Annotated in this window: 17 protein-coding genes; 7 read left to right on the top strand and 10 right to left on the bottom strand. The window is 70.7% G+C overall.

Going from position 1 to position 18,511, the window contains the following annotated elements; all coding sequences use genetic code 11:
* Positions 1 to 6: 6 nt before the first annotated feature.
* The 3 genes from ACWA7K_RS04105 to aroC all read right to left on the bottom strand — a co-directional run bounded on the left by ACWA7K_RS04105 (position 7) and on the right by aroC (position 4,546).
* Positions 7 to 1,566, bottom strand: coding sequence for a chemotaxis protein CheW (locus ACWA7K_RS04105; RefSeq protein ID WP_456168679.1), 1,560 nt, complete (start codon positions 1,564 to 1,566; stop codon positions 7 to 9).
* Between the two features lie 16 nt (positions 1,567 to 1,582).
* Positions 1,583 to 3,328, bottom strand: coding sequence for a PAS domain S-box protein (locus tag ACWA7K_RS04100; protein ID WP_456165907.1), 1,746 nt, complete (start codon positions 3,326 to 3,328; stop codon positions 1,583 to 1,585).
* A gap of 132 nt (positions 3,329 to 3,460) precedes the next feature.
* A complete protein-coding gene (gene aroC / locus ACWA7K_RS04095; protein ID WP_456165905.1) occupies positions 3,461 to 4,546 on the bottom strand; it encodes a chorismate synthase in 1,086 nt (361 codons plus the stop codon).
* Positions 4,547 to 4,838: 292 nt separating this feature from the next.
* Between aroC and ACWA7K_RS04090 the strand changes: the two genes are divergently transcribed.
* Entirely contained in the window at positions 4,839 to 5,345 is a 507-nt protein-coding gene (locus ACWA7K_RS04090; protein ID WP_456168677.1) for a chemotaxis protein CheW, read from the top strand.
* A gap of 51 nt (positions 5,346 to 5,396) precedes the next feature.
* Here the strand turns inward: ACWA7K_RS04090 and ACWA7K_RS04085 are convergent, their stop codons facing one another.
* Positions 5,397 to 6,221, bottom strand: a complete 825-nt coding sequence (locus ACWA7K_RS04085; protein ID WP_456165903.1) for an anti-sigma factor family protein — start codon at positions 6,219 to 6,221, stop codon at positions 5,397 to 5,399.
* Positions 6,208 to 6,762: an RNA polymerase sigma factor gene (locus ACWA7K_RS04080; RefSeq protein ID WP_456165901.1), complete on the bottom strand. Its 555-nt coding sequence runs from the start codon at positions 6,760 to 6,762 to the stop codon at positions 6,208 to 6,210. The genes ACWA7K_RS04085 and ACWA7K_RS04080 overlap by 14 nt, the downstream gene beginning before the upstream one ends.
* Before the next feature lie 335 nt (positions 6,763 to 7,097).
* On the opposite strand from ACWA7K_RS04080, the gene ACWA7K_RS04075 reads away from it, so the two are divergent.
* Positions 7,098 to 7,631 (top strand): YceI family protein, encoded by a 534-nt coding sequence (locus ACWA7K_RS04075; protein WP_456165899.1) that lies wholly within the window; start codon positions 7,098 to 7,100, stop codon positions 7,629 to 7,631.
* An 86-nt stretch (positions 7,632 to 7,717) separates the two neighbouring features.
* On the opposite strand, the gene ACWA7K_RS04070 is transcribed toward ACWA7K_RS04075, so the two are convergent.
* Positions 7,718 to 8,200 (bottom strand): CBS domain-containing protein, encoded by a 483-nt coding sequence (locus ACWA7K_RS04070; RefSeq protein WP_456165897.1) that lies wholly within the window; start codon positions 8,198 to 8,200, stop codon positions 7,718 to 7,720.
* 95 nt (positions 8,201 to 8,295) lie between these two features.
* On the opposite strand from ACWA7K_RS04070, the gene ACWA7K_RS04065 reads away from it, so the two are divergent.
* Both ACWA7K_RS04065 and ACWA7K_RS04060 read left to right on the top strand, forming a co-directional pair.
* Positions 8,296 to 9,639 carry an O-acetylhomoserine aminocarboxypropyltransferase gene (locus ACWA7K_RS04065; RefSeq protein WP_456165895.1) on the top strand — a complete coding sequence of 448 codons (1,344 nt, stop codon included), beginning with the start codon at positions 8,296 to 8,298 and terminating at the stop codon, positions 9,637 to 9,639.
* On the top strand, positions 9,639 to 10,511 hold the full coding sequence (locus ACWA7K_RS04060; RefSeq protein WP_456165893.1) for an alpha/beta fold hydrolase: 873 nt from the start codon (positions 9,639 to 9,641) through the stop codon (positions 10,509 to 10,511). The genes ACWA7K_RS04065 and ACWA7K_RS04060 overlap by 1 nt, the downstream gene beginning before the upstream one ends.
* Positions 10,512 to 10,521: 10 nt before the next feature.
* Here ACWA7K_RS04060 and ACWA7K_RS04055 read toward each other — a convergent pair whose 3' ends face one another.
* On the bottom strand, positions 10,522 to 12,150 hold the full coding sequence (locus ACWA7K_RS04055; RefSeq protein WP_456165891.1) for a methyl-accepting chemotaxis protein: 1,629 nt from the start codon (positions 12,148 to 12,150) through the stop codon (positions 10,522 to 10,524).
* A gap of 111 nt (positions 12,151 to 12,261) precedes the next feature.
* Positions 12,262 to 13,575, bottom strand: a complete 1,314-nt coding sequence (locus ACWA7K_RS04050) for a YihY family inner membrane protein (protein WP_456165889.1) — start codon at positions 13,573 to 13,575, stop codon at positions 12,262 to 12,264.
* Positions 13,576 to 13,630: 55 nt separating this feature from the next.
* Here ACWA7K_RS04050 and ACWA7K_RS04045 point away from each other — a divergent pair, with 55 nt between their 5' ends.
* Complete coding sequence (locus ACWA7K_RS04045; protein WP_456165888.1) at positions 13,631 to 14,053, top strand: DUF2069 domain-containing protein; 423 nt, start codon at positions 13,631 to 13,633, stop codon at positions 14,051 to 14,053.
* Between the two features lie 10 nt (positions 14,054 to 14,063).
* Positions 14,064 to 15,530: an FAD-binding oxidoreductase gene (locus ACWA7K_RS04040; RefSeq protein WP_456165886.1), complete on the top strand. Its 1,467-nt coding sequence runs from the start codon at positions 14,064 to 14,066 to the stop codon at positions 15,528 to 15,530.
* 6 nt (positions 15,531 to 15,536) lie between these two features.
* Here ACWA7K_RS04040 and ACWA7K_RS04035 read toward each other — a convergent pair whose 3' ends face one another.
* Together ACWA7K_RS04035 and ACWA7K_RS04030 are read right to left on the bottom strand one after the other, a co-directional pair.
* Positions 15,537 to 16,673: a PilT/PilU family type 4a pilus ATPase gene (locus ACWA7K_RS04035; protein WP_456165884.1), complete on the bottom strand. Its 1,137-nt coding sequence runs from the start codon at positions 16,671 to 16,673 to the stop codon at positions 15,537 to 15,539.
* A gap of 34 nt (positions 16,674 to 16,707) precedes the next feature.
* Positions 16,708 to 17,751 (bottom strand): type IV pilus twitching motility protein PilT, encoded by a 1,044-nt coding sequence (locus tag ACWA7K_RS04030; RefSeq protein WP_456165882.1) that lies wholly within the window; start codon positions 17,749 to 17,751, stop codon positions 16,708 to 16,710.
* 65 nt (positions 17,752 to 17,816) lie between these two features.
* On the opposite strand from ACWA7K_RS04030, the gene ACWA7K_RS04025 reads away from it, so the two are divergent.
* Entirely contained in the window at positions 17,817 to 18,509 is a 693-nt protein-coding gene (locus ACWA7K_RS04025) for a YggS family pyridoxal phosphate-dependent enzyme (RefSeq protein ID WP_456165880.1), read from the top strand.
* The last annotated feature ends 2 nt before the right edge of the window (positions 18,510 to 18,511 follow it).

Raw genomic sequence — 18,511 nt, 5'->3', positions numbered from 1 at the left:
CCTTTGTCAAAGGGGGGTTCCCGGAGCCCTGGAAGCAAGGGCCTTGCGGGCGATGTCGCGCAGGTCCAGCACGGGCACCAGGCGGCGCGGGCCGGTGGGCGGGTCGACCTGGGCGAGGCGGGCGGCCTGGATCGGGGTCGGGTTGCGGCTGCGCAGCACGCCGGCCACGGCGGGTTGCCAGCCGGCCTGTTCGATGCCCAGCAGCTTCGGGACGATGAAACCGATGCGCTGCTCACCGCTGCGGACCAGCAGGATGCTGGCGGCCGAGTCGGTCGTCGGCGACGTGGCGGCGCCGCTCCAGCGTCGCAGGCACAGCAGCGACACCGGTTGCTGGCGGTGCATGCACAGGCCGACCCAGGGACTGACGCCGTCGTCTTCGACACCCTCGCGGTCGCATTGCCAGGGCAGCACCTCGTCGACCTGGTCGATCGGTGTGCCGGCCTCGGCGGGCAAGGCGTAGGTGATCAGCGTCAGCGCGCCACTGCCGGCGTCGGACGACGCGGTGGCGGTCGCGCCGGGCGCATGCAGGCTGGCCATGCCGGCGAGTTCGTCGTGGCCGGTCCAGCGCGCGGCGTCGAGCACCAGCAGCGGCGACGGTTCGGCGTCGAGGCCGCTGGCCTGATCGCCGCCGTCCTCGGGCAGGCGCAGCACGCCGGCAAACCATTCGGGCCGGGTGACCCGGCCGCCCGGCAAGGGCTGCAGGGCCTGCGGCGGCAGGTGGCGCACGTCCAGCACGCGGTCGATCGCCAGACCGAGCAGGCCGCCGTCGGTGTCGAGCAGCAGGGCCTGACGGGCCTCGCCCTCGGCCAGCCGACCCAGGCCGGCACGTGCCAGCGGGTCGATCACGGCGATGGGCTGGGTCGGGTGCGGCCATTCGCCGAGGCAGTCGTCGTTGCCGCGCATGCGGCTCAGCACGCTGGGGCGCAGACCCTGCAGCGGCACGGCCATGCGCACGCACGACGAGGCGATGGCCAGGCGCCACGGCCCCGCCTGCATCAGCAGCCAGTGTTCGTCGGGTGCCGGGACAGCCGCGCCGCTGGCGGGATCAAGCGGCCCGGTCGCCCTCGGGTCACGGCATCGCGGCACCTGCGGCAGGGCCATCAGCGCCGCCGCGTTCAGCACGCTGTGCAAGGCGCCGCTGTCGGGCCGGGCCAGCGCACCGAGCACACAAGGCTCGCTGCCATCGGCGTGGGTGACGGTCTGGAGGCCATCGCCAGCGGCCTGGAAGATGCCGGTGACCGCGTCGGCACACAGGCCGAGCAGGTGGCCGTCATGGGCGATGACGATGACCAGCGGCGGCACGGCATTGGCATGGACGTCGGCCTTGGCATGGACGTCGGCATCGGCATCGGCCTTCGGCGGTGCACCGCCCAGCCGGCGCAGGTCGACCACCGGCAGCAGCAGGCCGCGCAGTTCGACGGCACCGGGCACGCAGCCCGAGGTGCCAGGCCAGACGGCCAGCCGACCGGCGGGCACCGCCTCGCGCAGCTGCGCCAGCGGCAGGGCATAGGCGGCACCGCCCAGCGTGAAGCTGCCCCAGTGACGGGGTTCGTCGGCGGCGGGCATCAACACGAGACCCGTCTCAGGAGACGGCCTCGGCGGCCTGGCCGAGCTGGTCGATCAGGACCGACACCTGGCCGGCCATCTCGCGCTGGCGCCCGGTCGCATCGGCAATTGCCGAGACGCTGAGACCGGCACGCTCGATCGACGACAGCACCGACTCGAAGCTGTGGGCCGCCTTGACGCTGACATCGGCGCCATTGGCGATCTGCTGGACCGACTGCTGGATCAGCCGGGTGATCTCGCCGGCGGCCTGCGCGCTGCGCTCGGCCAGCTTGCGGACCTCGATCGCGACGACCGAGAAGCCCACGCCGTGACTGCCGGCGCGCGCCGCCTCGATCGCGGCGTTGAAGGCCAGCAGGTTGGTCTGCGAGGCGATGTCGCTGATGACGCGCACGATCTGCGACATCTGGTCCGAGCTGGTCTCGATGACACGGATGGCCTCGATCGACTGGCTCAGCGCCTGGTGCCCCGAACTGGCCGCCTGGACGGCCTCGCGGGCGACCGACTCGGCGGCGCCGGAGTTGGCGGCGATCTGGGTGATGGACTCGATCAGGTCGCGCACGCTGTCGGACATCTGGCGCGACTTGTCCTGCACGCGCCGTTCGAGTTCGACCTCGTGCGTCACGTCGTGGGCGTACTTGACGATCTTCATGACGCGGCCGTTGAGGTCCAGCACCGGGTTGTAGGCGGCCTGGATCCAGACGTCGCGGCCGAACTTGCCGACCCGGTGGAAGCGCCCGCTGACGAACTGGCCTTCACCCAGCCGCAACCAGAAGTCGCGGTACTCGGGGCTGCGGGTGTAGCCGTCGGTGCAGAACAGGCTGTGGTGCTGGCCCTGGATCTCGCGCAGCGTGTAGCCCATCGCGGACAGGAAGTTGCGGTTGGCGGACAGCACATGGCCGTCGAGGTCGAACTCGATCACCGCCTGGGCGCGGTCGATGGCCGCCACCTTGGCCTCGAACTCGGCGTTGCGCAACTTGCTGGCGGTGATGTCCTGCGCGAACTTGACGACCTTGCAGGGCTTGCCCTTCAGGTCGAAGACGGGGTTGTAGGTGGCCTGGATCCAGACCTCGCGGCCGTCGCGGCCGATGCGGCGGTACTCGCCGCTCATGTAGTCGCCATGTGCCAGGCGGTCCCAGAACACGGTGTAGGCGGTGCTGGCAGCTTCGGCCGGGTCGACGAACAGGCGATGGTGCTGGCCCAGCACGTCGCTGGCCGAGTAGCCCATCAGGCGCAGGAAGTTGTCATTGGCGCGCAGCACCCGGCCGTGCAGGTCGAACTCGATGACGGCCTGGGAACGCGAGATCGCCTCCGACCACGCGCTGGCCTCGTGTGCCGACTGGCGCAAGCCGGTCAAGTCCGTGACGACCTGGATGACCTTGCGGACGGCGCCCTGGGCATCGTGAAGCGGCAGGTAGGTGGCCTGCACGTACAGGTCGTGGCCGTCACGATGGGTGCGGTGGAAATCGCCACGCTGGATCAGGCCCATGCGCAGCCGGTGCCACACCGCGATGTCGTCCGGATGGCCGGACGTGCCGACCCCGCACATCACCCCATGTGGCTGGCCGACGAGATCGTCGAGCGTGTAGCCGAACAGGTCGAGAAACGGCGCGTTGGCCGACAGCAGCAGGCCGTCGGGCGTGTAGTGGGCCATCGCGTGGGTCGATTCGAGCGCACCGAACAACGCGGCAGCGTCGTCCTTGCCGGCCTGTTCGCGTGCAGCTTCGAGCTGGCCGTGCGTCGGCGGGATGAGCGGGGTCTTCATGGGCGGGCAGTTCCTGGCGTTCAAGGACACGCAACGCCCACGGGCGGCTGCGACTCAGGCAAACCTTAGTCCGCACCCACCCGGCCCGATCCTGCAAAAAAACGGGCCGATCCCCGCCAGTTCAATCCCCGCTCAGATCGGCGCGATCGGCAGCTGCACGTCGCCGCACTGGGCCCGGTGGCGCAGCGCCTGGTCCATCACGACCAGCGCCAGCATGGCCTCGGCGATCGGCGTGGCGCGGATGCCCACGCAGGGGTCGTGGCGGCCGAAGGTCTCGACCACCGTCGGCTCGCCGGCCCGGTTGATCGACGGCTTCGGGCTGCGGATCGAGCTGGTCGGCTTGATCGCCAGCGAGACGACCAGCTCCTGCCCGGTCGAGATGCCGCCCAGCACGCCGCCGGCATGGTTGCTGGCGAAGCCGCCGGGCGTCAGGCCGTCGCCGTGTTCGCTGCCACGCTGGGCGACGCTGGCGAAGCCGGCGCCGATCTCGACGCCCTTGACGGCGTTGATGCCCATCATCGCGTGGGCGATGTCGGCGTCGAGCTTGTCGTAGAGCGGCTCGCCCAGGCCGACCGGCACGCCGCGAGCGCGCACCTCGATGCGGGCGCCGACCGAGTCGCCGGCCTTGCGCAGCGCGTCCATGTAGGCCTCCAGCCGCTCGACGATGCCGGCGTCGGGCGCGAAGAACGGGTTGAGCGGGATCTGCGACTCGTCGACATGCGGGATGTCGATCTCGCCCAGCGCGCTCATCCAGCCGGTGAAGGTGGTGCCGTAGGCCTCCTTCAGCCACTTCTTGGCGACGGCACCGGCGGCCACCATCGGCGCGGTCATGCGGGCCGAGGACCGGCCACCGCCGCGCGGGTCGCGCAGGCCGTACTTGCGCCAGTAGGTGTAGTCGGCGTGGCCGGGGCGGAAGGTGTCGAGGATGTTCCCGTAGTCCTTGCTGCGCTGGTCGGTGTTGCGGATCAGCAGGGCGATCGGCGTGCCGGTTGTCAGGCCCTCGTAGACACCCGACAGGATCTCGACCTGGTCGGGCTCGTTGCGCTGGGTGACGTGGCGGCTGGTGCCGGGGCGGCGGCGGTCCAGGTCAGGCTGGATGTCGGCTTCCGACAGGGCCATGCCGGGGGGGCAGCCGTCGATCACGCAGCCGATCGCGGGGCCGTGGCTCTCGCCGAAGTTGGTGACGCAGAACAGGTGACCGAAGGTGCTGCCGGACATCGCGCGGACCTGCCAGTGCAGGCGTGGGAAACAGGGGCCGCGATTGTAGGAGGGGCCCCGACGCGGGAGAAAGCCGGCAAAAGACCCGCTGCTCATCGGTTCGACCGGCCGGGTCGGGGCGAACAATTCATCCCAGCACCCCGCCTTCGGTTCCACCTTCACGGGTCATCCGGATGGCCAGGGACGGGGTCACGTCACCCGACCGACCCGCGAACGCACTCCGAGGTAATCCATGAGCATGGTTCTTGACTCTCTCCCGGCCACCAGCAGCAACCACGCCGGCAGCGGCGGCATGGCAGGCCGGTCCGTCAGCGGTGCCGCACAGGGTGCGGCCAGCTCCAACCACCTGGGTGGCGAGTTCCTGACCTTCCGGCTTGGAAGCGAGGAATACGGCATCGAGATCCTGAAGGTCCAGGAGATCCGCTCCTACGAGCCGCCGACCCGCATCGCCAACGCGGCGCCGTTCTTCAAGGGCGTCGTCAACCTGCGCGGCGTGATCGTCCCGATCGTCGACCTGCGGTTGAAGTTCGGCTGCGACAACGCCGACTACAACGGCTTCACCGTCGTGATCGTGCTGAACATCCGCGGCCGCGTCGTCGGCGCGGTGGTCGACTCGGTCTCCGACGTGCTGGAACTGCCCGGCGAGGCCGTGCGCCCCGCACCGGACATCAGCGCGGCGGTCGACACCAGCTACATCACCGGCATCGCCAACGTCGCCGACCGCATGCTGATCCTGATGGACATCGAGGCCCTGATGAGCGGCGCCGAGATGGGCCTGATCGAGGCGGCGATGCACTGATCGACACGCCAGCGGCGACCCGACCGATGTCGGGTTCGCCCTGGCGGAACCTCAGGACAGGATCTGCGGCTGGATGATCGTCACCAGCCGCTTCAGCTCGTGCGGCGTCTGGTCACCGGCGACGACGAAGGCGAGCCCGTCCGCACGCCAGGCGACGACGCCCTGCGCACCGATGTTCAGGTAGCGGGGTGCCGACGCCGGCCCGGCTGCGGTCAGGAAACACACCGCCAGCGGTCGCCCCCGCGCCGGCAGGTAGACCAGCTGGATCAGCGGCTCCGAGCCCAGCCCCAGACGCTGGGCGCGCCGGAACGACAGGCCCGCAGCCGCCAGGTCGGGCACCCGCAGACGCGGGCGGACGGCGGGGTCGAAACCCTCCAGCAGATCGGGCAGCGTCTCCGGCGCCATCGTGGCCCACTCGATGGTCTCGCGCACGTACAGCGCGTGGTACCGGGCGATCGCCTCGACCCAGGGCTCCTTCTGCGCGACCACCGATCCGGCATCCCCGAACAGCGCCAGCACCTTCGGCAGGCAGGCCCCGGCGGCGAACGACGCGGCAAAGCCCGCGAACAGGCAGGCCCGTCGCGAGCGCTGGTGGGGGCCGGCACCGCATCCGGGCGGGCGATCGGCTCCGGCATCGGATCGCGAGCAGGGCCGATCGGCGAGCAGCCCCTTCACATGTCCGACCAATTCGGGCGGCACGGGTGGCAAGGCCTGGGCATCGAACGCCTCGCGGTACGGCAGTCGACTCGCCTGCAGGGCCGCCAGCGTGTCCTGCAGCGACGGGCTGGCGGCGATGGCGTCCTCGACCTGGCGCCGCTGACCGGCGTCGAGTTCACCGTCCACAAAGGCGCGCAGAAGCTCTTCATCGACGTCCATGGTGGTCCTCCTTGTAGGCCAGCAGCACCGACGTGCCGCGCCCGAACGACTGACCGATGCGCAAGCGGGCCCGCGCCAGCCGGCTCATGACGGTGCCGATGGGCACGCCGATGATCTCGGACGCCTCCCGGTAGCTGAACCCTTCGACGGCGACCAGCAGCATCACCGTGCGTTGCGCCTCGGGCAGGGCCTCCACGCACGCGACGACCTGCCGGTAGTGGGCCTGCTGCAACGGGTCCGAGGCCATCACGTCGCGGTGCAGTTCCGCACCGATCGCGCCCTCGGCGTCGACCATGTCCAGGCTCTCGGTGCGCAGGCGTTGCGGTCGGCGCAGTTCGTTGACCCAGATCGAGTGCTCGATCGCGAACAGCCAGCTCAGCATCGATGTGCCCGGTCGCCACTGCGCGCGACGTTCCAGCGCGCGCACGCAGCACAGCTGCACGAGGTCCTGCGCGTCATGGACGTCGCGCGTCAGTCGCAAGGCAAAGCGCCAGAGTCGTGGCAGCAGCAGAGGGAGTTGTTCCTGGATGTCGTCGTTCATCGTCTCGGGTGCCACACGACTGCCGGGTACACGGCAGCGACCCCGGGTGGGGTTCTCGAAGCGCTGAACAGCCCAGCGCCGGGTTCTATTCCCGGGGACCGACCCTGAGGTCGTCGATGCTGGGTACGCGGAATAACAGCGTGCCTGCGCTGTTCTGCAGGATGCGGCCCTGCGCGGGCTGCCGACCTCGGCCTTCATCGGCCCCACCCACCTGGAACCTGCGCATGCCGAACATCCCGCCTTCATGCAGACGACTGGCCGCCGCCGCCGTGGCCTCGTTGACACTGGCCCTGGGCGCCTGCGCCCTGGGGAGCGCGCCACGACCGCGGACGGCCATGATGGTGGACGCGGACGCCTCGTCGCTGCGTTTCGTCAGCATCAAGGCCGGTGCTGCCGGGGCTGGCGGCATCGTCGAGGTTCACCGCTTCGACCGCTTCAAGGGCGGTCTCGATGCCAAGGGCACGATCTGGCTGGACATCGACCTGGCCAGCGTGCGCACCGGCATCGACCTCCGCGACGAGCGTCTGCGCACGATGCTGTTCGACGTGGCCGCATCGCCCAGCGCCACGTTCACCGCCCGGATCGATCCCGCCACGCTCGATGGCCTGCGCGAGAACGGCAGCCTGGATCTGGACCTGGCCGGCTACCTGCGGCTGGCGGGCCAGAGTCAACCGATGCAGGCGGCGCTGCGCATCACGCGACTGCCGACCGGCTCGCTGCAGGTCACCACCCGCGCACCGATCGTCGTCGACGCACAAGCCTTCGGGCTGCAGGCCGGCGTCGAAGCCCTGCGCCAGGTGATGGGCCTGAACTTCCTGTCCACCGCCGCGCCGGTCACGTTGAACATGGTGCTGCGCGCACCGGGCTGAACCCAGGCGACGGCCACAACGACAAAGGGCACCTTTCGGTGCCCTTCTTTCATGCAGGTGACGACTTGGCGCCGTCCCGGCGGCGCTCAACCCCCGGTCGCCTGCGCCGCGCGGGCCTGGTCGGCCGCCTCTTCCTCGACCGGCCAGTCGCGGATGTAGGCCTTGAGCATGCGGTTCTCGAAGTCCTGGCTGTCGACCACCGCCTTGGCGACGTCGTAGAACGAGATCACGCCCATCAGCGTGCGCTCGGTCAGGACCGGCATGTAGCGCGCGTGGCGCTCCAGCATCATGCGGCGGACCTCGTCGATCTCGGTGGCCGGGGTGCAGGTCAGCGGGTGATCGTCCATCACGCCACGCACCGTCGACTGGCCGACCGCGCCGCCGTTCTTGACCACCGCCTGGATGACCTCGCGGAAGGTCAGCATGCCGACCAGGTCACCGTGGTGCATGACCACCAGCGAGCCGATGTCGTGCTCGCTCATGACCTGGATGGCATCCGACAGCGGCTGTTCCGGTGACACCGTGAACAGCGTGTTGCCCTTGACGCGCAGGATGTCGCTGACTTTCATCTGATTTCTCCTCGTCCTGACCGATGGGTGCGCCAAGGGCGCCTGCGAATCAATATAGCCCACAATCCCCGCCGCCCCGACACGAGGAGAACCCCATGACAGGCGTCTCGGACCCTGGTTTCGACACCCTCGCGCTCCATGCCGGAGCACCCCCGGACAGCGCCACCGGCGCGCGTGCGGTGCCGCTCTACCTGAGCACCTCCTTCGTCTTCGAGTCGACCGAACACGCGGCCTCGCTGTTCAACCTGGAACGACCCGGCCACGTCTACAGCCGCCTGTCGAACCCGACCACCGCCGTGTTCGAGGAACGCATGGCCGCGCTGGACGGCGGCGTCGGTGCGCTGGCCACCGCCAGCGGTCAGGCCGCCCTGCACCTGGCGATCACGACGCTGGCCGGCGCGGGCCATCACATCGTCGCCAGCAGCGCGCTGTACGGCGGCTCGCACAACCTGCTGGCCTACACGCTGCCGCGGCTGGGCATCCAGACCACCTTCGTGCCGCCGGGCGACCTGGATGCCTGGCGTGCCGCGATCCGGCCCGAGACCCGGCTGCTGTTCGGCGAGACGCTGGGCAACCCCGGCCTGAACGTGCTGGACATCCCCGCCCTGGCCCAGCTCGGCCGCGACCACGGCCTGCCGCTGCTGGTCGACGCCACCTTCGCGACGCCCTGGCTGCAGCGGCCGGCCGAACTCGGCGCGGCCCTGGTGATGCATTCGGCGACCAAGTTCCTGTGCGGCCACGGCACCGTCGTCGGCGGCGTGCTGGTCGACGGCGGCAACTTCGACTGGCAGGCCGCACACGACGCGCACGGCCGCTGCCCGGAACTGTGCGAGCCCTACGCCGGCTTCCACGGCATGGTGTTCGCCGAGGAAAGCCCCGTCGCCGCCTTCGGCCTGCGCGCCCGCCGCGAGGGCCTGCGCGACTTCGGCGCCTGCATGAGCCCGCACACCGCCTGGCTGATGCTGCAGGGCATCGAGACGCTGTCGCTGCGCATGCAGCGCCACATCGACAACACCCGCCGCGTGGTCGAGTTCCTGGCCGGCCATGCCGGGGTCGAACGGGTCGCCTACCCGGAACTGCCCGGCCACCCGGACCACGCGCTGGCGCAACGCCTGCTGCCGCGCGGCTGCGGGGCCGTCTTCAGCTTCGACCTGAAGGGCGGCCGGGCGGCCGGGCGCGCCTTCATCGATGCGCTGGAAATCTTCTCGCACCTGGCCAACGTCGGCGACGCCCGCTCGCTGGTGATCCACCCGGCCTCGACCACCCACTTCCGGATGGACGACGCGGCGCTGGCCGCCGCCGGCATCGGCCCGGGCACGGTGCGGCTGTCGATCGGGCTGGAGAGCGCCGACGACCTGGTCGATGACCTGAAGCGCGCGCTGAAGGCAGCCGAGAAGGCCGCCGCGTCCCCCACGGGCCCGTCGTCCGGGAGCCGCTGATGCTGATCCAAGCCCTCGCCACGCCGGCCGGCCCGGTCGACCTGTACGCCTACACCGGCGGCAAGCCCTGGTCGGACGATGCGCAGCGCCCGGTCGTCGTCTTCATCCACGGCGCCTTGAACGACCACAGCGTCTGGACCCTGCCGGCGCGCTGGTTCGCGCACCACGGCTGGCGCGTGCTCGCCGTCGACCTGCCCGGCCACGGCCGCAGCGGCGGTCCGGTGCAGGCCAGCGTGGCCGATCTGGCCGACACGCTGCTGGCCCTGCTCGGCCGGCTCGGCGTGGGCCGCGCCGCGCTGGTCGGCCACAGCATGGGCTCGCTGATCGGGCTGGAGGCGGCCGCGCGCTGCGCTGCTGCCGACGCCGCCGTGCAGGTCGACCGCCTCGTGCTGGTCGGCACCGCCGTGCCGATGCCGGTCTCGCCGGCCCTGCTGGAGACGGCCGCGCTGGACCCGCACAAGGCCATTGAGATGGTGGTCAGCTTCGCCCACAGCAGCCTGGGCGCCAAGCCCGGCAACCCCGGGCCGGGCACCTGGCACCACGGCGCCAGCCGCCAGCTGATGCGGCAGGTGCTGGCCCGTTCGGCCGGCGTGGCCGGGCTGGCGCACAACCTGTTCCACCACGACTTCAGCCTGTGCAACGACCACGCGGGCGGGCTCGATGCCGCGCAGCGCATCGCCGAAGGTGGCCGCACGCGCAGCGCGGCCATCCTGGGGGCGCGCGACCGCATGACGCTGCCGCGTGCCGCGCGCGACGTCTGCACGCGCCTGGGCGCTGCCGTGCACACCTTGCCGGCTGCCGGCCACGAGCTGATGCAGGAGGATCCGGAAGGCCTGCTGAAGGCCCTGCGGAAGGCGCTGGAAGGCGCTTGACGGCGCCTGATCAGGCCTCGGCGCGCTGCGCCTTCATGTCGCGGCGCAACGCCACGGCATCGGTCGTGGCGCGGTGTTCCGACTCGCTGAGCCGGAACACGTTGACGATCTCGGCGACCGCCTCGCTCTCGCTGCGCACCGCCATCGCGGCGGCGGCCAGCTGCTCGACCAGTGCGGCGTTCTGCTGCGTCAGCGCGTCCATGTGGGCGACCGCCTCGTTGACCTGCGAGATGCCGGTCAGCTGCTCGCCCGCGCCGGTGTCGATCTCGGCCACCAGCGCGGCCATGCGGCGCACCGATTCGAGCGCCTCTTCCATCGTCGCGCGGGCCTGCTCGGTCTGCTGGGCACCGGCGCTGACCTTGCCGGTCGAGTCCTGGATCAGCTGCTTGACCTCGCGCGCCGCGCCGGTCGTGCGCTGGGCCAGCGAACGGACCTCGGCGGCGACGACCGCGAAGCCGCGGCCCTGCTCGCCAGCGCGGGCGGCTTCCACCGCCGCGTTCAGCGCCAGGATGTTGGTCTGGAAGGCGATGCCGTCGATCACGCCGATGATCTCGTTGATGCGGGCCGACGAGCGGTTGATCTCCTGCATCGTCGCGCTGACGCCGTCGACCGCCTGCGCCGTGCGCTGCGTGACGGCGTTGACCTGGTCGGCGAAGGCGGCGGCACCCCGGGCCGATTCGGCGCTCTGACGCACGGTGCCGGTGATCTGTTCCATCGACGCCGCCGTCTCTTCGAGGCTCGACGCCTGCGACTCGGTCCGCCCCGACAGGTCCTGGTTGCCCTGGGCCAGCTCGCCAGCCGTGCTGCGCAGGTGGTGCACGCCCGAACGCGCGTCGCCGACGATCGCCAGCAGGTTCACGCCCAGCTGGTTCAGCGCCCGCTCGCACTGGCCGATCACGCCGTGGCTGCGCACGGCCAGACGCTGGGTCAGGTCACCGGCCGCGATGCGGTTGGCGTAGTCGGTCAGCCGGACCATCGGGTTGAAGGCGATGCGCCGGGTCCATGCGCCATTGGCCAGGGCAATGGGCAGCAGCAGCAGCCAGGGCCAGCGGCCGGTGTCGAAGTGCTCGGACAGCTCGACCACGCCCCAGGTGGCGGCCACGGTCAACAGGTGCAGGGCGGCGACCTGACGGGCGGCGTCGAACGACAGCAGGCGACGCAGGCGGCCGGCCAATCCCTGGCGCTTCAGCTCGCCACGGTCGAGCACATGGACCAGCCGACCGGCCGCACGTTCCTCGCGCATCGTCGCGTAGAGGGCCTCGGCGGCCTGGATCTGCTCGCGCGTGGCCTCGGTGCGCACGCTCATGTAGCCGACCGGGCGGTCGCCCTCCATCAGCGGCGTCACGTTGGCCATGACCCAGTAGTGATCGCCGTCCTTGCGACGGTTCTTGACCGCAGCCGACCACGGCAGGCCGGCCTGGATCGTGGCCCACATGTCGCGGTAGGCCTCCTCGGGCATGTCGGGGTGGCGCACCAGGTTGTGCGGCTGGCCGAGCAGTTCCTCGCGGCTGTAACCGCTGACCTGGACGAAGCTCGGGTTGCAGTACGTGATGCGCCCCTGGAGGTCGGTCGTCGACACAAGGGTCGTCCCTCTCGGGAACGGGTACTCGCGTTGGCTGACGGGCAGGTTGGTGCGCATGGGGTTCCTGTTGGGCGTGTGGTGATCGACGGGGCGATCCACTGGAAACCCGAGCTTAGGAACCCGCGGCCTGCGGCCATCGGGCGAAAAACTGAGAAAAGTCAGCTCAGTTCAGTTCGATGTCTGCGGGCCGGCGGACGCGGCGGCGAGCGCATCGGGCAGTGCATCAGCCAGCGCATCGGCCAGCGTGCGGTCGCCCCACCCGACTGCGGCGGCGAACGCGCGGTTGGCAGGCTGGGGCGCCAGCAGCAGCGCCTCGCACAAGGGCGTCAGCGGCGTGACCGCCGGGTCGACCAGCAGCACCAGGCGGCTGTCGCCGGGCTCGTCGAGCCGGCCGACCCAGTCCAGCGCCACCAACTGCTCGATCAGCGGATCGATCTGCAGCGGGTCGACATGCAGGCGTTCGACCAGCGCGGCGATGCCCAGCCCGCGCTGGTCGCTGACCCGGCGTTCGGCCAGTGCCCGCAGCAACGTCAGCGCCAGCGTGAAGCGCCAGCCCGGCAAGGCGGCCGGGCGCACCACGCGCATCTGCAGGCTGGGGGCGTAGGCGGCGATCACCGCGCCCATCAGCACGATGACCCAGCTGACGTAGATCCACACCAGCAGGATCGGCACCGCCGCGAACGCGCCGTAGATGGTCGAGTAGACCGGCGTGGCGGCCAGGTAGACCGCCAGCGCGCGCTTGGCCAGGTCGAAGCCGATGGCCACGAACAGGCCCCCGGCCCAGGCATGGGCCCAGCGCACCTGCGTGGCCGGCACGAAGCGGTAGAGCGCGGCCATGCCGCTGGCCATCAGCAGGAACTCGGTCAGGTCCAGCAGCAGCGCGACACCGCCGGGCAGTGCGCTGACGAAGCCCTTCGAGGCCGACAGTGCATACGAGGTCAGCGACAGGCTGACCCCGGCGATCAGCGGGCCCAGCGTGGCGATGGCCCAGTACACCAGCACCCGCTGCGCGATCGGCCGCTGGCGGCGCACCCGCCAGATGGCGTTGAGCGCGCGGTCGATCGTCAGCAGCAGCGCGATGGCCGTGAAGCCGAGGAAGACCAGGCCGACCGAGCCGACCCGGTGCGCCTTGGTCGCGAAGCTGGTCAGCTGCAGCAGCACCGGCTTGGCGATCTGGTCGGGCACCAGGTTCTGCAGGAAGTAGACCTCCAGCGCCTTGCGGAAGCTGCCGAACATCGGGAAGGCGGTGAACACCGCGAACATCACCGTGGCCAGCGGCACCAGCGCGATCAGGGTGGTGAAGGTCAGGCTGCTGGCGGCGATGCCGAGCCGGTCCTCGCGGAAGCGCTGCCGCAGCGTGCGCAGCGTCTCCAGCCACGGCCAGGTCTGCAGCGAACGCCAGGCCAGGCGGGTGGCCGCACGCAGGCGGCGGATGCGCGTGAGCGGCGGGGACGGCAGGTGCAGGTCAGGGCTCGGGAACATGCTGGCTATGATGCCAGCCGCCCTTTTCTCGACCGTTTCAACGCGGCCCCGACCGATGTCCGACCGCCCCGATCCCGCCGTTCCGGCCACGCCTTCCACCCCGTCCCCCGCCATCCAGGCGACCCGCTGGGCCGCCGTGATGACCGCCCTGATGCTGGCCGCGCTGGCACTGGCCTGGGAACTGTCCTGGGCCCCCACCGGGCGCGGCACGCTGGCCATCAAGGCCCTGCCGCTGCTGATCGCCCTGCCCGGCCTGTGGCGCATGCGGCTCTACACGTACCGCTGGCTCAGCCTGGCCGTCTGGCTCTATGTCACCGAAGGCCTCGTGCGCGCCACCAGCGAAGCCGGTCTCGGCGCCCGTCTGGCCGCCGTGGAGGTCGTGATCGGGCTGCTGCTGTTCACCAACTGCGCGCTGCACGTGCGGCTGCGGCTGGCGGCCGGTCGTGCCGCCGCTGCGGCAAGCGCCCCGTCGGCCTGAGCGCCCCGCGATGCCCGCCGACACCCTGCCCCCAGCCGCGCTCGCGGCGCTGCAGGAAGCGGTCGGCCCGGCCCATGTCCTGAGCGGTGACGCGCTGGCCGGCGCCGACGGCGAGCCCTGGCTGCAGGACCGCCGCCGCCGTTACCTGGGCCGCGCCGCCGCCGTCATCCGCCCGGGCAGCACGGCCGAGGTTGCCGCCGTGCTGCGCATCGCCAGTGCCCACCGCCTGCCGGTCGTGCCCCAAGGCGGCAACACCGGCCTGGTCGGCGGCTCGACGCCGGACGAGAGCGGCCGCGAGCTGCTGCTGTCGCTGCGCCGGCTCGACGCGATCCGCGCGGTCGATGTGCGCAACCTGACGATCACCGTCGAGGCCGGCTGCATCCTGCAGACCGCGCAACAGGCCGCCGCCGCACACGGCCTGCTGCTGCCGCTGAGCCTGGCCGCCGAAGGCAGTTGCAGCGTCGGCGGCAACCTGGCCAGCAATGCCGGCGGCGTGCAGGTGCTGCGCTACGGCAACGCCCGCGAGCTGTGCCTGGGGCTGGAGGTCGTGACGCCCGCCGGCGAGGTCTGGGACGGCCTGCGCGGCCTGCGCAAGGACAACACCGGCTACGACCTGCGCGACCTCTACATCGGCAGCGAGGGCACGCTGGGCATCATCACCGCCGCCGTGCTCAGGCTGCACCCGCAGCCACGCGGCACCGCCACCGCGCTGGCCGGCTGCGCCAGCGCCGACGCGGCCGTCGCGCTGCTGCAGCGCGCGCTGGCCGGCAGCGGCGGCGCGCTGACCGCCTTCGAGGTGATGAACGCCGCGTCGATCGCGCTGGTCGGCCGGCACCTGCCGCAGGCCGTGCCGGCGGCTCTCGCCGATCAGGCCGATCAGGCGGATCCGTCGACCGCCTGGACCGTGCTGCTGGAGCTCACCGACGCGCACGACGAGGGCCGCGCCCGCCGCACGCTGGAAGACGTGCTGGCCGCCGCGATCGACGACGGTCTGGCCGGCAATGCCTGGGTGGCTCAGTCGATGAGCCAGTCCGCCGCGTTCTGGCACCTGCGCGAATCGATCCCGCTGGCCCAGGCGGCCGACGGCCTGAACATCAAGCACGACATCGCCGTGCCGGTCTCGCGCATTCCCGCCTTCGTCGCCCGGGCCGATGCCGCCGTGCAGGCACTCGTGCCGGGTGCGCGCCATATCGATTTCGGCCACTGGGGCGACGGCAACCTGCACTACAACGTGATGGCGCCCGAAGGCGTCGCGCCGGCCGAGTTCCTGGCCCGCTGGGAAGCGCCGGTCAATGCCGTCATCCACGACCTGCTCGGCACGCTCGGCGGCACGATCTCGGCCGAACATGGCATCGGCCGCCTCAAGCGCGACGAACTCGCGCGCCGCCACGACCCCGTCGCGCTGGCGCTGATGCGGCGCATCAAGCGGGCGCTCGACCCGCTCGGCATCATGAATCCGGGGCGGGTGCTGGCCTGAAGGGCTTCAGACGATCGACAGGTGCTCCGTCCCGGAGCCGAAGTCGGTGTTGCGCGAGCGGTGGCTCTTGAGCTTGATCTGCAGGCGCAGGTCGTTGACCGAGTCGGCGTTGCGCAGGGCGTCCTCGTAGCTGATGTAGTGGCTCTCGTAGAGGTCGAACAGCGACTGGTCGAAGGTCTGCATGCCCAGCTCGCGGCTCTTCTTCATGATCTCCTTGATCTCGGCCACCTCGCCCTTGAAGATCAGGTCGGCGATCAGCGGCGTGTTCAGCAGGATCTCGACCGCCGCGATGCGGCCGTTGCCTTCCTCGCGCGCCAGCAGGCGCTGGCTGACCATCGCCTTGAGGTTCAGCGACAGGTCCATCAGCAGCTGGCTGCGGCGCTCCTCGGGGAAGAAGTTGACGATCCGGTCGAGCGCCTGGTTGGCGCTGTTGGCGTGCAGCGTGGCCAGGCACAGGTGGCCGGTCTCGGAGAACGCGACCGCGTGTTCCATCGTCTCGCGGTCGCGGATCTCGCCCATCAGGATCACGTCGGGCGCCTGGCGCAGCGTGTTCTTCAGCGCCGCCTCCCAGCCCAGCGTGTCGATGCCGATCTCGCGCTGCGTGACGATGCAGTTCTTGTGCGGGTGCACGAACTCGACCGGGTCCTCGATCGTGATGATGTGGTCATAGGCCACCGTGTTGCGGTGGTCGACCATCGCCGCCAGCGAGGTGCTCTTGCCCGAGCCCGTGGCGCCGACCATGATGACCAGCCCGCGCTTGGTCATCACGATGTCCTTGAGGATCGACGGCAGGCCCAGCTTGTCGATGCTCGGCAGGTCCTTCGGGATGGTCCGGAAGACCATGCCGACCTGGCCCTGCTGCATGAAGGCGTTGACGCGGAACCGGCCCACGCCCTGCGGCGAGATGGCGAAGTTGCATTCCTTCGTGCGCTCGAACTCGGCGGCCTGCTTGTCGTTCATGACCGAACGCGCCAGCGCCAGCGTGTGCTGGCCCGACAGCGCCTGCGGCGAGACCTTGGTGACCTTGCCGTCGACCTTGATGGCGGGCGGGAATTCGGACGTCAGGAAGAGGTCCGAACCGCCGCGCGACACCAGCAGGCGCAGCAGGTCGTTGATGAACTTGGATGCCTGGTCGCGTTCCATGCGGACTCCTGGATGAGACGGGCGACTGGGGCGATCAGCCGGGGAAGTTCTCGGGGGTGCGGGCGATCATGCGGGCATCGGCCGCTGCCACGTAGCCGCGCCGCACCAGGTCGGCCAGGCACTGGTCGAGCGTCTGCATGCCCTGCGCCTGACCGGTCTGGATGATCGAGTACATCTGCGCGACCTTGTTCTCGCGGATCAGGTTCCGGATCGCCGGGCTGCCCAGCATGATCTCGTGCGCCGCGATGCGCCCGCTGCCGTCGCGGCGCTTGAGCAGCGACTGCGAGATCACCGCGATCAGCGACTCCGACAGCATCGAGCGGACCATCTCCTTCTCGCCGGCCGGGAACACGTCGACCATCCGGTCGATCGTCTTGGCCGCGCTCGACGTGTGCAGCGTGCCGAACACCAGGTGGCCGGTCTCGGCGGCGGTCAGCGCCAGCCGGATCGTCTCCAGGTCGCGCAGCTCGCCCACCAGGATCACGTCCGGGTCCTCGCGCAGGGCCGAACGCAGCGCGTTCGAGAAGGTCAGCGTCTGCGCCCCGACCTCGCGCTGGTTGACGAGGCACTTCTTGGAGTCGTGCACGAACTCGATCGGGTCCTCGACCGTCAGGATGTGGCCGAACTCGTTCTCGTTGCGGTGGTTGACCATCGCCGCCAGCGTCGTGCTCTTGCCCGAGCCGGTCGGGCCGGTCACCAGCACCAGCCCGCGCGGCTTGAGCGACAGGTCGGCGAAGACCTTCGGGCAGGCCAGCTCCTCCAGCGTCAGCACCTTGCTCGGGATGGTCCGGAACACCGCACCGGCGCCGCGGTTCTGGTTGAAGGCGTTGACCCGGAAGCGCGCCAGGCCCTGGATCTCGAACGAGAAGTCGCACTCCAGCGTCTCCTCGAAGACCTTGCGCTGGGAGTCGTTCATCACGTCATAGACCATGTCGTGGACCGCCTTGTGCGGCAACGGGTCGACGTTCAGGCGCCGCACGTCGCCGTTGACCCGGATCATCGGCGGCAGCCCCGACGAGAGGTGCAGGTCCGAGGCCTTGTTGCGCACCGAGAACGCGAGCAGCTGGGTGATGTCCATGGGTGGATGTGGCGGTGCCGCGAGGGGCGGCAGGCAAGGCCGGAGTTGGTCTAATCCGGACGATTATGCAGACGATCACCACTCGCTTGGGTGCCGTGCGCGCCCGTCTCGAACAGGCTTGCCGCGAGGCCGGCCGAGCCCCGTCGGATGTCCTGCTGCTGGCCGTCAGCAAGACCCAGCCGGCCGACGCCGTGCGCGCCGCCCACGCCGCCGGCCAGAGCGCCTTCGGCGAGAACTACGTGCAGGAGGCGCTCGACAAGATCGCCGCGCTGGCCGACCTGCGCGCCCAGCTCGACTGGCACCTGATCGGCCCGTTGCAGAGCAACAAGACCCGCGTCGTGGCCGAAGCCTTCGACTGGGTCCACGGCGTCGACCGCCTGAAGATCGCCGAGCGCCTGAACGAGCAGCGCCCGGCCAGCCTCCCGCCGCTGAACGTCTGCCTGCAGGTCAACATCAGCGGCGAGGCCAGCAAGAGCGGCCTGGCCCCAGCCGACGTCGCCGACGTCGCCCGGTCCGTCGATGCGCTGCCCCGGCTGCGCCTGCGCGGCCTGATGGCCATTCCCGAACCCGCCGCCGACCGGGCCGCCCAGAGGGCACCGCACGCCGCGCTGCGCACCTTGCTGGACACGCTGCGCGCGTCCGGCCTGTCACGCCTGGATACCTTGTCGATGGGCATGAGCGCCGACCTGGAGGCCGCCGTGCTCGAAGGCGCGACGATCGTGCGGGTCGGGACGGCGATCTTCGGCGAGCGGGGCTGACC

The organism is Leptothrix mechoopdaensis (SeqCode) (assembly GCF_053893855.1).
Note: the sequence above shows the minus strand (reverse complement) of the source record. Positions and strands in the feature narration are given on the sequence as shown.

What these genes read in the sequence shown, in the direction of transcription:
- ACWA7K_RS04105 (WP_456168679.1), bottom strand. Translation starts at nt 1,566, where the DNA reads ATGCCCGCCGCCGACGAACCCCGTCACTGGGGCAGCTTCACGCTGGGC.
- ACWA7K_RS04100 (WP_456165907.1), bottom strand. Translation starts at nt 3,328, where the DNA reads ATGAAGACCCCGCTCATCCCGCCGACGCACGGCCAGCTCGAAGCTGCA.
- aroC (WP_456165905.1), bottom strand. Translation starts at nt 4,546, where the DNA reads ATGTCCGGCAGCACCTTCGGTCACCTGTTCTGCGTCACCAACTTCGGC.
- ACWA7K_RS04090 (WP_456168677.1), top strand. Translation starts at nt 4,839, where the DNA reads ATGGCAGGCCGGTCCGTCAGCGGTGCCGCACAGGGTGCGGCCAGCTCC.
- ACWA7K_RS04085 (WP_456165903.1), bottom strand. Translation starts at nt 6,221, where the DNA reads ATGGACGTCGATGAAGAGCTTCTGCGCGCCTTTGTGGACGGTGAACTC.
- ACWA7K_RS04080 (WP_456165901.1), bottom strand. Translation starts at nt 6,762, where the DNA reads ATGAACGACGACATCCAGGAACAACTCCCTCTGCTGCTGCCACGACTC.
- ACWA7K_RS04075 (WP_456165899.1), top strand. Translation starts at nt 7,098, where the DNA reads ATGATGGTGGACGCGGACGCCTCGTCGCTGCGTTTCGTCAGCATCAAG.
- ACWA7K_RS04070 (WP_456165897.1), bottom strand. Translation starts at nt 8,200, where the DNA reads ATGAAAGTCAGCGACATCCTGCGCGTCAAGGGCAACACGCTGTTCACG.
- ACWA7K_RS04065 (WP_456165895.1), top strand. Translation starts at nt 8,296, where the DNA reads ATGACAGGCGTCTCGGACCCTGGTTTCGACACCCTCGCGCTCCATGCC.
- ACWA7K_RS04060 (WP_456165893.1), top strand. Translation starts at nt 9,639, where the DNA reads ATGCTGATCCAAGCCCTCGCCACGCCGGCCGGCCCGGTCGACCTGTAC.
- ACWA7K_RS04055 (WP_456165891.1), bottom strand. Translation starts at nt 12,150, where the DNA reads ATGCGCACCAACCTGCCCGTCAGCCAACGCGAGTACCCGTTCCCGAGA.
- ACWA7K_RS04050 (WP_456165889.1), bottom strand. Translation starts at nt 13,575, where the DNA reads ATGTTCCCGAGCCCTGACCTGCACCTGCCGTCCCCGCCGCTCACGCGC.
- ACWA7K_RS04045 (WP_456165888.1), top strand. Translation starts at nt 13,631, where the DNA reads ATGTCCGACCGCCCCGATCCCGCCGTTCCGGCCACGCCTTCCACCCCG.
- ACWA7K_RS04040 (WP_456165886.1), top strand. Translation starts at nt 14,064, where the DNA reads ATGCCCGCCGACACCCTGCCCCCAGCCGCGCTCGCGGCGCTGCAGGAA.
- ACWA7K_RS04035 (WP_456165884.1), bottom strand. Translation starts at nt 16,673, where the DNA reads ATGGAACGCGACCAGGCATCCAAGTTCATCAACGACCTGCTGCGCCTG.
- ACWA7K_RS04030 (WP_456165882.1), bottom strand. Translation starts at nt 17,751, where the DNA reads ATGGACATCACCCAGCTGCTCGCGTTCTCGGTGCGCAACAAGGCCTCG.
- ACWA7K_RS04025 (WP_456165880.1), top strand. Translation starts at nt 17,817, where the DNA reads ATGCAGACGATCACCACTCGCTTGGGTGCCGTGCGCGCCCGTCTCGAA.